At 71.6% G+C, this 11742-nt stretch carries 13 protein-coding genes; 7 read left to right on the forward strand and 6 right to left on the reverse strand.

From position 1 onward, the window contains the following. Positions 1 to 131: homocysteine S-methyltransferase family protein (locus tag GRC12_RS34990; protein WP_208783988.1), on the forward strand; the 131-nt coding region annotated here is incomplete at its 5' end. Positions 132 to 357: 226 nt separating this feature from the next. On the opposite strand, the gene GRC12_RS34995 is transcribed toward GRC12_RS34990, so the two are convergent. After that, positions 358 to 1941: a carboxylesterase/lipase family protein gene (locus GRC12_RS34995; protein ID WP_208783971.1), complete on the reverse strand. Its 1584-nt coding sequence runs from the start codon at positions 1939 to 1941 to the stop codon at positions 358 to 360. Positions 1942 to 2266: 325 nt separating this feature from the next. Between GRC12_RS34995 and GRC12_RS35000 the strand changes: the two genes are divergently transcribed. Continuing rightward, positions 2267 to 2749, forward strand: a complete 483-nt coding sequence (locus GRC12_RS35000) for a carboxymuconolactone decarboxylase family protein (RefSeq protein WP_208783973.1) — start codon at positions 2267 to 2269, stop codon at positions 2747 to 2749. Between the two features lie 94 nt (positions 2750 to 2843). Here GRC12_RS35000 and GRC12_RS35005 read toward each other — a convergent pair whose 3' ends face one another. Beyond that, positions 2844 to 3491: a ThuA domain-containing protein gene (locus GRC12_RS35005; protein WP_208783976.1), complete on the reverse strand. Its 648-nt coding sequence runs from the start codon at positions 3489 to 3491 to the stop codon at positions 2844 to 2846. A gap of 183 nt (positions 3492 to 3674) precedes the next feature. On the opposite strand from GRC12_RS35005, the gene GRC12_RS35010 reads away from it, so the two are divergent. Next, complete coding sequence (locus GRC12_RS35010) at positions 3675 to 4697, forward strand: DUF5954 family protein (RefSeq protein ID WP_208783978.1); 1023 nt, start codon at positions 3675 to 3677, stop codon at positions 4695 to 4697. Here the strand turns inward: GRC12_RS35010 and GRC12_RS35015 are convergent, their stop codons facing one another. Beyond that, positions 4698 to 5372: a hypothetical protein gene (locus GRC12_RS35015; protein WP_208783981.1), complete on the reverse strand. Its 675-nt coding sequence runs from the start codon at positions 5370 to 5372 to the stop codon at positions 4698 to 4700. Positions 5373 to 5433: 61 nt separating this feature from the next. On the opposite strand from GRC12_RS35015, the gene GRC12_RS35020 reads away from it, so the two are divergent. Further along, positions 5434 to 6066: a VOC family protein gene (locus GRC12_RS35020; RefSeq protein ID WP_208783983.1), complete on the forward strand. Its 633-nt coding sequence runs from the start codon at positions 5434 to 5436 to the stop codon at positions 6064 to 6066. A gap of 112 nt (positions 6067 to 6178) precedes the next feature. Continuing rightward, positions 6179 to 6574, forward strand: coding sequence for a VOC family protein (locus tag GRC12_RS35025; protein WP_208783984.1), 396 nt, complete (start codon positions 6179 to 6181; stop codon positions 6572 to 6574). Here GRC12_RS35025 and GRC12_RS35030 read toward each other — a convergent pair. Continuing rightward, entirely contained in the window at positions 6563 to 7243 is a 681-nt protein-coding gene (locus GRC12_RS35030; protein ID WP_208783985.1) for a helix-turn-helix domain-containing protein, read from the reverse strand. The genes GRC12_RS35025 and GRC12_RS35030 overlap by 12 nt on opposite strands. 33 nt (positions 7244 to 7276) lie before the next feature. Then, entirely contained in the window at positions 7277 to 8215 is a 939-nt protein-coding gene (locus GRC12_RS35035) for an AraC family transcriptional regulator (protein WP_208783986.1), read from the reverse strand. 81 nt (positions 8216 to 8296) lie between these two features. Between GRC12_RS35035 and GRC12_RS35040 the strand changes: the two genes are divergently transcribed. Next, positions 8297 to 9133, forward strand: coding sequence for an NmrA family NAD(P)-binding protein (locus GRC12_RS35040; RefSeq protein ID WP_208783987.1), 837 nt, complete (start codon positions 8297 to 8299; stop codon positions 9131 to 9133). 4 nt (positions 9134 to 9137) lie between these two features. Here the strand turns inward: GRC12_RS35040 and GRC12_RS35045 are convergent, their stop codons facing one another. Beyond that, on the reverse strand, positions 9138 to 10274 hold the full coding sequence (locus GRC12_RS35045) for a YihY/virulence factor BrkB family protein (protein ID WP_133041666.1): 1137 nt from the start codon (positions 10272 to 10274) through the stop codon (positions 9138 to 9140). Between the two features lie 493 nt (positions 10275 to 10767). Here GRC12_RS35045 and GRC12_RS35050 point away from each other — a divergent pair. Beyond that, positions 10768 to 11742 (forward strand): phosphopantetheine-binding protein (locus GRC12_RS35050; protein WP_308286708.1); only part of this gene is annotated, 975 nt, incomplete at its 3' end.

Consider the following 11742-nt stretch of genomic DNA (forward strand, 5'->3'; position numbering starts at 1 on the left):
CCTTCGCACCGGAGCAGGTCGCGGGGTGGCGGGCGTCCGGGGCACGGTTGATCGGCGGGTGCTGCCGGGTGGGGCCGGAGGCCATCGCCGGGATCGCCGGGGCGTTGAGCGGCGCCGACGAGCATCTGTAGCCGGGCACGTACGTCGTCGTACGGGACTCGGTGGCACCGCCTGGCCCGTTGCGGCGCCGGGGCGTGATCCAGGGGGCGCCTGCGAGTGCGCCGGGCGCCGCCCACGTCTGCGTCCGGTGCGCACCGCAGCGCCATAGCGCGCCCTACCGCCGCAGCGCGCCCTACCGCCGTAGCTCCGGCCGCGCGCTGAAACGGTCTCGCGGCGCCCCCGGACCAGGCCGACGTGTCAGTGGCGCCGTGAGGCGGCCGAGCGGCGCAGGCGGCGGACCGCCGAGCGCAGTTCCACGGTGCGCAGGGGTGCGCCGTCGGACGCGCCCGCGGTCACCGGCTCCGGGGGTGCGGGCTCGGCGGCCGCCCACAGGGCGAGCTCGGCGTCGCGTGGGCCGAGGGTGGTGCGCGGCTCGCCCGCGTCGAAGATCCGTACCGGATGGGTGGCGTCCCAGCGCTGCCAGCCCGGGTCGCCGTCCGTGGCGAAGCGCACCCACGCGCCGTGCATCGCGTCGGCCAGTTCCTGCGGCGCGCCCTCGCCCGCCAGCTTGCGCGATTCGGGCACCTCGCCGCTGTCGAAGACGAAACCGAGCTCCAGCGCGTGGCAGGAACCGAGGCCGGGGAGGTTGGAGGGCCAGGCGAACTCGTACACGTACGACGCCTCGGAGCGGGCGTCGGCCAGGTGGTGCATCGGGATGCGCAGCAGGTGGTCGGTGACGATCTGGCCGACTGTCTCGGCGGTGCCGGCCTCCGGGTGCAGGGCCCGGTAGCCGCGGGGCACCTCGGTGCCGCAGTGGCAGCGGGCCATGGCGCCGGCGAGGGCGACGGCGCCGAGCCGGTCGACGCGTTCCAGCAGCCCGCCGGGGACGAGCCAGAGGCGGTACTCCTCGCTGGTCCAGCCCAGCATCAGGTCGACGCCTCGTGCCGCGCCGCCGTCGACGAGTGCCTCCAGGGGGTCGCGGGGTACGAGGTCGCCGTCGACGACGATGCCGAAGGAGGGGCCGCCGAGCACCGGACTGCTCAGTTTGCCGACCTCGGCCTGGGTGCGCAGCAGCAGGTCACGGTCGACCTCGGCGAAGGCGGCCGCGGTGGCGGGGATCTTCAGCCGGGTGGCCATGCGGCGCACCATCCGCCGTACCTTGTCCCGCTCGAACGCCTCCGGCGGCCCGCTCTGCAGGACCGCCCGGCGTACCAGCCCCTGCGCCTGCGGGGCGGCGAGAAGGGCGCCGATGCTGATCGCCCCCGCGGACTGGCCGGCCAGGGTGATGCGGTCGGGGTCGCCGCCGAAGGCCGCGATCGACTCGTGCACCCACCTGAGGGCGGCGAGCTGGTCGCGCAGGCCGGGGTTGGCGGGGGTGTCCGGGAACAGGCCGTAGCCCTCGACTCCCAGTCGGTAGTTCACCGAGACCAGGACGACGCCGTCGCGTGCGAAAGTACGGCCGTCATAGACCGGCACGGCCGAGGAACCCCTGGTCAGAGCGCCGCCGTGCAGCCACACCAGCACCGGGAGCCGGGCAGCCGGGCCCGGCTCGGGGGTCCACACGTTGAGGTTGAGGCAGTCGTCGCCCGGCACGACGGGGTCGGACAGGTACTTCTCGAAGGCCTCGGAGTACGGCGGTTTCGGCGGGGTCGGCCCGAAGGCGCCTGCGTCCCGCACCCCGTCCCACGGCTCGGGCGGGACGGGTGGCCGGAACCGGTGCGGGCCGAAGGGCGGCGCGGCGTAGGGGATGCCGCGGAACACCGCGATCCCGTGCTCGTACCGGCCGCGGACCGCTCCGTAGGGAGTGCTGACCACGGGATGTTCCTGGACTGCTGCCGTCATGTGCCCACCAGCCTCCTCACCGCGCTACTGCACCGGTAACAACAGAGCACCACAGAATGCGGTGATATTCCGGCGGAGAGCGCTGTTCGGCGGCTGCCGGGCAGCGCCGCAGGGGCCGCCGTCACGTTCGAAGTTTCGAAAGTCCGGGGCCATAGAGGCCTTGCGAAGTCCCGCCTCTTCCCGTGCTCACCCGGTGAACCTAGGGCAGGAAGCGCATAGCACCGTCCTCCGAGCGAGAGACGCACGTCACACTCCCCGCTGTCACACCGAGCCGCCCGGCACCGTCAAGGAGGTGTAACCACCGAAACGGCAGAGGGAGTTCATCGTGGAAGCTCGCCTGAACCTGCAGAGCCTGTTCAACGACCCGGTCGCCGGCAAGGTCCTCAGGAGTCTGAACGCGGCAGGCAAGGCGCTGTCGGAGTCGACCCTGCCGGCCGCGACCCAGGAGCTGGTCAAGCTGCGCGCCAGCCAGATCAACGGCTGCGCGTTCTGCACCGACATGCACTCCAAGGACGCGGCCGCGGCGGGTGAGACCGCGCAGCGCCTCCACCTGGTGGCGGTCTGGCGGGAGGCGAAGGTCTTCACCGAGGCCGAGCGCGCCGCCCTGGAACTCGTGGAACAGGGCACCCGGATCGCGGACGCGGCGGGCGGGGTCACGGACGAGGCCTGGGCGAACGCCGCCAAGCACTATGACGAGGACCAGCTGGCCGCCCTGGTGTCGGTCATCGCCCTCATCAACGCCTACAACCGGCTGAACGTCATCGTCCAGCAGCCGGCCGGCGACTACGAGCCCGGCATGTTCGGCTGACGCGCGCCGGAGGCTCGCGGGGGCCGCCGTGCACGGGGAGCGCACGGCGCACGGCGGCAACCCGCAGGAGTTGCGATGGGCGAGCCCGGCGCTGCTAGGCCCGCCGCGCCGCCCACTCGATGCCGCCCAGCAGATGGGCGCGGAAACCGGTGTCGTCGTATGCCTCCGCGGCATGACCCAGTGCCGTGTAGAAGACCCGCCCGGCGCCCTGCTCACGGCACCAGGCCAGCGGATGGTCGTCGCCCATGCCACCGCCGTGGTACGACGACTCGTCGGCGCGGACGAGGATGCGTGCCGAACCGCGGGGACTGGCGCGGAAGTCGTACCACTCGTCGGCGAACTCCCATACGGCCGGCAGGTGTCGGGTGGCGGGATGATCGCGGTCCTCGACGACGGCCTTTCCCGGCTGGTACTCCGGGTGCCGGTCGAACCGGGCGCCCAACAGCGAGCCGTAATAGGGCCATTCGTACTCCGTGCAGGCCGCGGCGTGCACCCCGACGAATCCACCGCCCGCCTCCACGTACGCCGCGAGCCGCTCCCGTCCCGCCGGGGTGAGCACCTCACCGCTGGTGGAGAGGAAGACGACGGCCGCGTACCGGTCCAGGGGCTCCTCGAGGGCCGCCGGGTCCTCGCCATGGGCGACGTCGAAGTCCCCCAGCGCGCGTACGGCGGCGACGGCGGCGGGGATGGAGTCGTGGCGGTAGGCGGTGGTGCGCGTATACACGAGGAGTCGGGGAATCATGGCATCCGAGCCTAGCCGCGGGGGGTTGCGCGGTGGCACGGTGCCATGGCACAGGGGGGTTTCCATGTCGGTGAGCGGAATGGACGCGCGATTCTCCTGCACGACCGGTGAACCCGCGCAACAAAGCGACCAGTTGGGCCGTTTCGTCCTCCGGCCGGGACCCGCCCCCGCGACAATGCGTGCATGAATGACGACTGGCGGCAACAGATCGACGCGCTCCATGACGAACTGGTCCGTCGTGACGATCCCGCGGCCTGGGTGCGGGAGCACGACGCGATGGAGGCCTCGCTGCGGTATCCGCACTTCGCCCTGCGCGGACCGGTGTTCGGGGTGGCGGTGCGGGATCCGGCGGCCGGACCCGAGTGGCGGGTGCTGAAGCCGGTGGTGGACGGGATGCCGCAGGTGGCGCGGGACGGGCTGCAGTCGTATCTCTTCTTCCGCGCCAAGGACGAAACCGACGACCGCGTCGAGCGCCGTGAACTGCTGGCCGCGGTCGACGTGTTGACGCGGGAGTCGGTGAACGAGATCGAGGTGTGCGGGGTCGGCTACCGCGTGGTGCGCGGGGACGAGTTCACCCGGGCCGGTGACGAGGGGCTGGAACCGCCGCGGCCCACCGACCGCGAGCCGCTGGTGCGGTCCTGGGGGCGTGAGGGGCGGGACACCTCGTCGCGGGAGGTCGGGTTCGTGCTCGACCCGGAGCGCGCCGACGGCCCGGCCGCCGGTGCGCTGAGGCTGGGGCTGCGGAACTTCGTCTACGCCGGCGACCGGTTCCCCGGCGAGGTGATCACGGACTCCGAGCGGTCCGTGACCACCCACCCCGACCTGGTGCTGCTGCCCACGGGCTTCGGTGTGGTCGAGCGGGACGCCGACGGCGGGTGGCAGCCGCGCGGCACGCTCCTGAGCACCCCCCACGCCGCCCGGCGGATGCTCTACGACGGCATGGCCGAGACCTGGGCGCTGCTGTTCGGGTTCGACGAGGCCAAGAAGGCCCGCTACGCCGAGGCGGCCGAGGAGTTCCGGGCCCTCGGCCGCGCCGACGAGTTCCTCGTCGACGACCGGCTCTTCAGGATCTGCCGCATCGAGCGCCTGCTGCGGATGGGACCGGACGGCCCGGAGCCGCCGCGCCCTTCGGATGTGGACGAGTACGGTCCCATGAAGATGCATCCGACGATGGACGAGGACGGCAACCTCACCTACGACGACTGATCAACAGCCTTCGCAGGGAACGCTGTTGTCGGGTGCTCCATCGCCGTTCGGCGGCAGGTCGCCACGTCTGACCGGCGCCGGGGAGGTCGCCCCGGGTGCGGGGGCGGGCGGCAGCAGACCGTCGAGTTCGGCGGCGGAGGGCCGGTGGACGGCGAGGGCGGCCTTGCGCAGGGTCTCGCGCGGTACGCCGGAGCCGCTGAGCAGAATGGTGTAACCCTGCTTCGGCACCGCGTAGCCGTGCCAGGTCCCGGCGGTGCGGTACCAGTCGTCGCCGTCGGGTGTGCACTTCGTGCGGCCTGCGGACGCGTCACTGCCGCCGACGGGCTGCTCGGCACAGGTGTCGGCGGTGAACGTGACCCGGTCGACGCGGAGTTCGATCTGGCTGGCGGTCCGCTCCGACCAGTAGGTGGCGGAGAAGCCGTCGTCGCCGGACACGCCCACGGACTGCTGGGCGAGGGTGTAGCCGGGGGACTCGGTGACGTAGACGAGTTCCGGGGCGATGCCCAACGCCTGGGCCCGGGAGGCGAGTTCGGCCGGGTCGGCGGCCGCGGTCGAGGTGCCGCCGCCGGGTCCGGTGCCGGCCGACGCCTTCTCGGTGCCGCAGCCGGTCAGCAGCAGCGCGGGCAACAACAGCAGCGGCGGCAGGACGCGCACGGTGCGCCAGGCACGGATCATGCCCCCATCCTGCCGCACAGGTGTTCCACAGCGGAGCCGGTGCTGCGTAGTGTCGGCTGCGATGAACGCCATCCCCGCACATCTGGACCACCTCGTCCTCGCGACCCCCGATCTGGCGGCGACCGTCGCCGACTTCACCGAGCGCACCGGTGTGGAGCCCGCTCCCGGCGGCGCGCACGTCGGGCTGGGCACCCGCAACCACCTTGTGGCGTTGGGTGGTTCGCGCTATCTGGAGATCATCGGCCCGGATCCCGAGCAGATGCGGCCGGAGGGCCCCCGCCCGTTCGCGGTCGACGAGCTGGCCTCGGCCCGGACGGTGACCTGGGCCATCAGCCCGCCCGACCTGGACGCGGCGGTGGCCGCGGCCCGGGCCCGGGGCTACGACCCCGGCGACATCCGCCCGATGAGCCGTCGCCGCCCCGACGGCACCCTGGTGCGGTGGCGCCTGACCGACGGCGACACCCAGCACCCCTCAGGTCTGGTGCCGTTCCTGATCGACTGGGGGTCGTCCGTCCACCCGACCGCAACGGACCTGCCCACGACTCCCCTGCTGGAGCTGTCCGCCAGTGCCCCCGACCCGGACGAGATCCGCCCGCTGCTCTCCGCGCTGAACACCGAACTCACCTTGACGCGCGGCCCGTTGGGCATCACCTTCACGGTGGACACGCCCCTCGGCCCGGTCACGTTCGCGTGAGCCGTGAGCCGTGAGCCGTGAGCCGTGAGCCGCCGACCAGTAACCTGCGACCCGGCCCACGATGTCCGATTCCTTCAAGACCATCGGCGTCCCCCCTGCCTACGGTGGCCCCATGACTCCACATTTCGCCGTGATCGGCGTCGTCGCCTCCGACATGGCGGCCTCGCTCGCCTTCTACCGTCGCCTCGGCCTCGTCTTCCCGGAGGGTGCCGAGCAGCAGCCCCATGTCGAGGCCGAGCTGCCCGGTGGGCTGACCCTCGCCCTGGACACCGAGGAGACCATCCGCTCCTTCCACGCCGGATGGCGGCCGCCCAGCGGCGGCGGCCGGATCTCGCTCGCCTTCCGGTGCGGGTCACCGGCCGAGGTGGACGCCGTGTACGAGGACCTCGTCGGCGCGGGTCATCACGGCGAACTCAAGCCGTGGGACGCCTTCTGGGGCATGCGGTACGCGGTCGTCCACGACCCGGACGGAAACGGCGTCGACCTGTTCGCCGCTCTACCCCAGTAGCTCACCGAGCGGCAGCCCCGCCAACTCCCGTACGTCCCGCGCCAGATGGGCCTGGTCCGCGAACCCGGCGAGTGCGGCCGTCTCCGCGAACGGCACGCCTCGCCGGGCGAGCTTCAGGGCCCGCTGCAGGCGCAGCACCCGCCCGAGGGTCTTGGGTCCGTAACCGAAGGCGGACAGCGCCCGTCGATGCAACTGTCGTACTCCGAAGCCGAGTTCATCGGCGACGGCAGCCACCGGTCGTCCCGCGTCGAGGGCGACGACGAGGTGCCGTAGCAGCGGATCGGGCGGTTCTTTGTCCGCCGCCATGCGCAGGGCGAGTTTTTCGAGACCTATTTCGGGATCACCGGCCGCATTGACCCGGGCGGTGATCCGACGAACCTCGGAAAGGGGGCGCAGATCGGCGAGTTCAACGCGCCGGTCGCGCAATTCATGCGCGGGTACGCCGAGTAGAGCCGGTGCGGTGCCGGGGTAGAAACGGATTCCCGACCATATTCCGGCGGAACCCTCGGCGACATAGGCGCGGGTATCCGGCCCCGCGACCCATAGCCGTCCCTCGTGCCAGAGCAGATCCATGCATCCGTCGGGCAGCACGCGTCCCACGCCGGCCTCGGACGGGGTATTCGTCCAGAGAACCGCTCCACTGAGCGAAGACGACCTCTCCCGGTACACGGGGATCAGCCTACGCGCCCGCGGTCCGCGCCTCTAAGGGGAAACCCTTTGCCGGAACTCCGCCGGGCTCACCCCGTAAACCCTCTTGAACGCGCTGGACAAGGCGAACGCGCTGCCGTAGCCCACCCGCCGGGCGATCGCCTCCAGCGTCCCGTCGCCGTCGCGCAGCGCGTCCGCCGCCAGGGCGAGCCGCCAGCCCGTGAGGTGGGCCATCACCGGCTCCCCCACCAACTCGCTGAACCGCCGGGCGAGCCCCGCCCGCGACACCCCGGCCTTCGCCGCCAGCGAGGCCACCGTCCACGGATGGGCGGGATCGTCCTGCACGAGTCGCAGCACCCGTCCGACCACCGGGTCCGCCAGCGCCCGGTACCAGGCGGGGGCCTGGGCGTCCGGCCGGGAGAACCAGGCGCGGAGCGCGGCGATGACCAGCAGGTCGAGCAGACGGTCCAGGACCACCTCCTGCCCCGGCTCGTCCCGTACGACCTCCTGCATCAGCAGCGGCGTCAGCGGGCACTCCCACACGTCGGCGGGGAGCGACAGCAGCGGCGGCAGTGCGGCGAGCAGGCGTCCGCTGATCTCGCCGCGCATCAGGTACGTCCCGATCAGCATCACCGCCGACCCGTCGGGGCGGTCGCCCCAGGTGCGCACGCCCAGGTCCATCGAGCCGTTCAGCGGCCGCCCGTCGGGATAGACGCACTCGGCGCCCGGCAGGATCAGCGCCTGCGGCTGCGTGGCGGGGTCGTCGCCGCAGACGTACGGGTCCGGTCCGCGGGCGATGGCGAGGTCGCCCGCCCGCAGCCGTACCGGATCGCCTTCCTCGGGTGTGATCCAGGCGTCGCCGCGGACCATCAGCATCACCGTGAGCGGGGCGCGGTCCTCGACGCGCACGGCCCACGGCGGGTCGAAACAGGCACGGATCATGAAGGCGCCACGCGCGCGTGGGCCCTCCAGCAGGCCGGCGAGAGCGTCCATGCGGTCAGCGTAGACGCGGGCACATGGGAATGAGCCGTTCAGCGATGGTCGCTCGTCGGGCTGGGCAGTTCACTGGCTGCCATGACACAGAACACGCGGAACACGACGGTTGTGGTGACCGGTGCCTCCGGTCGTACGGGACGGCGCGTGGCCGAGGCCGCGCTGTCCGCCGGGCTGACCGTGCGGGCGGCCTCACGGGCGCAGGGGTTCGACTGGACGGAGCGGTCGACGTGGGCGGACACGCTGCGGGGCGCGGACGCGGCGTATCTCGTCTGTCCGACCGACGTCGGTTCACCCGAGGCCGCGCGCAGCGTCGGGCTGTTCGCGCACGAGGCGGTCGGGCTCGGTGTGCGCAGGCTGGTGCTGCTGTCGGCGCGGGGCGAGGAGCGGGCGCGGCCCACCGAGGAGGCGCTGCGCGAGTCGGGCGCGGACTGGACGGTCGTACGGGCCGCGTGGTTCGCGCAGAACTTCAGCGAGGGGCCGCTGGCGGAGGAGCTGCGGCAGAGCGGGGAGCTGGTCTTTCCGGGGGGTGCGGTGCGTGAGCCGTTCGTGGACGTGCGCGATGTCGCGGAGGTGGTGGTGGCGGCGCTGACGGCGGGTGAGCGGTACGTGGGACAGGCCCTGGCCGTGTCCGGGCCGCGGCTGCTGACCTTCGGGGAGGCGGTGGCGGAGGTCGCGCGGGCGGCGGGGCGTGAGCTGTCGTACCGGGCGGTGCCGGCGCGGGTGTACGGCGCGCGTCTGGCCGGGTTCGGGGTTCCGCCGGAGGAGGCCGAGTTCCTGGTCGAGCTGTTCGAGTCGCTGCTGGACGGGCGGAACGCGTATCTGTCGGACGGGGTCCAGCGGGTGCTGGGGCGCGAGCCGCGCGATTTCGCGGACTTCGCCGGGGAGGCAGCGGCGGCGGGCACCTGGAAGGTGTGAGCGGTCAGGACCCTTCGGGCTTGTGCGGCGGGTGGGTGCTCTTGACGTGGGTGCGCAGGCGTGAGGTGACGTCCTCCGGCGGCAGGAACCGCGACCAGCGCTCGGGGAACTCCGAGGGCATGTCGGGGTCGTCGGGGTCGCTCTCCAGGCCCGCGGCCGTACGGGCCACGTGCTCGGCCAGCTGCGCCTCGCGCAGGCGTTCGTTGGCGGCGCGGGCCGCGGCCGTCGCGGCGGCCGGCCAGACCCGGTCGATCGCCGCGTTGACCGCGGCCCCGACGAGCACCGCGAAGGCGCCCACACCGATCCACAGCAGTACGGCGACGGACGCGGCCAGGGAGCCGTAGATGGTGGCTCCCTCGATGGTGTGCGTGATGTAGATGCGCAGCAGGAAACTGCCCAGCACCCACATGGCCAGGGCCACCAGGGAGCCGGGCACGTCCTCGATCCAGGGCGAGCGCACGGGCACGGACACGTGGTAGAGCGTGGTGAGGAAAACGATCGACAGGACGATGACGACGGGCCAGTACAGGACCTGCACCAGCGTCTCCGACCAGGGCACGATGCGGACGACGGCGTCGGGGCCCGCCACCATCAGCGGCAGCGCGATCGAGCCGATGACCAGGCCCACGATGAACAGCAGGAACGACATCACCCGGGTCTTGACGATGCCGCGCACCCCGTCGAGGCCGTACATCACGGTGATGGTGTCGATGAAGACGTTCACCGCGCGCGACCCCGACCACAGGGCGAAGAGGAAACCGACCGAGATGACGTCGGGGCGGCCGCCCCTGACCACGTCGTGCAGGATCGGCTGGGCGATCTCGGTGACGCCCTTGTCGGAGAGCACGGTGCGGGAGGCGTCCAGGATGTTGCTCTGGAGGCTGCTGATGGTGTCGGTGCCGGTCCAGTCGTCGACGTAGCCGAGCAGGCCGATGAGGCTGAGCAGCAGCGGCGGCACGGACAGCAGCGTGAAGAACGCGGCCTCGGCCGCGAGGCCCAGGATGCGGTACTCCATGCAGGAGTTGACGGTGTCCTTGAGCAGCAGCCAGGCGGTCCGGCGCTTGGAGACGTTCCGGTAGAGGGCACGCGCCCGGTGGAGGCGGCCGGAGGGCCGCTCGGAAGGTTCACTTGCTGGCTGCACGACCTAACGGTATCCGCCGTGCGCGGGTCCACTCATCCCCTGGTCCCGGGGTTCGCACCGGCAACACGCCGGAAACGGACCGGCGACAGATCACCCTTTATCTGTCATGTCCGCGTTGGCCGGATTGCTCCCCCATCATTCCGCCGTCTTTGTAAACCGCACACGTCGCCCCGTTGATCGACGTTTCCACCGGGTCCGGAAATCGCCAATGACCCGAATCCTCTTGAAGCGTGCATGAACTTTCCGAAACAATTCGGACCGTATTCGTTGTGCATGCCGAGGACGGCTCAGGCGCACACGACACGGGGGACATCAGTGGTCACGAACAAAACTCGTTCCTTTCACCTGACCACTCATTTCACTTCCGCACCAATTCGGACCCAGTCGTGAACGGCCGGCGGGACGACACCGTACTCCTCTCCGAGGAATTCCCATGGGAACCGAGCGAGCCGCAAAAGGCGTAAGGCATGTAAAACCGTAAGGAGCGCTCGTGGTGGGAAAAGTCGAGACCGTCACCGAAAACGTCCTGGCCGAGGTGCTGGCGGGTGTCGTGCGCAGGGAACACATCCCCGTCGACAGTCACTTCTTCGACGATCTCGGAGCCAACTCGCTGGTCATGGCGCACTTCTGCGCCCGGGTCCGCAAACGGCCGGACCTGCCGTCGGTGTCGATGAAGGACGTGTACGGCCATCCCACGATCCGCAGGCTCGCGGCGGCCCTCGACACGGTGCCCGCACCCGCCCTCGCCGATGCCGATGCCGAAGCGGAAGCCGAGGTGCCGCTGCCCGGCAGCACTCCGCGCTACCTCCTGTGCGGCACCCTGCAGTTCCTGTTCTTCGCCGGGTACTGCCTGCTCGCCGGGGTGGTCCTGGGCCGGGGCTACGAGTGGATCTCCGCCGTGGACGGGGTGGTGGACGTCTATGTCCGCTCCCTGGTGTTCGGCGCGGCGGTGTTCGCGGGAGCGTGTCTGCTGCCGATAGCCGCCAAATGGCTGCTGGTGGGGCGGTGGAAGGAGACCGATTTCCCGGTCTGGAGCCTCGCCTACGTGCGTTTCTGGACGGTGAAGGCGCTGCTGCACGCCAGCCCGATGATCCTGTTCACCGGCAGCCCGCTGTACGTCCTCTACCTGCGCGCCCTCGGCGCCAGGATCGGCAGGGGCGTCACGATCCTGTCCCACTCGGTGCCGGTCTGCACCGACCTGCTGACCGTCGGCGCCGGTTCGGTGATCCGCAAGGACGCCTTCTACCTCTGTTACCAGGCCCGTGCCGGACGCATCCGCACCGGCCGGGTGACGCTCGGCAGCGAGGTGTACGTCGGCGAGAAGACCGTCCTGGAGATCGGCACGACGATGGGCGACGGCGCCCAGCTCGGCCACTCCTCCGCCCTGTACGACGGCGCGGCGGTCCCGCCGGGCGAGCGATGGCACGGCTCCCCCGCCCAGCCCACCGACGTGGACTACGTCCGCGTC

The sequence above is a fragment of the Streptomyces griseorubiginosus genome (assembly GCF_017614965.1).
GTDB lineage: Bacteria > Actinomycetota > Actinomycetes > Streptomycetales > Streptomycetaceae > Streptomyces > Streptomyces griseorubiginosus_B.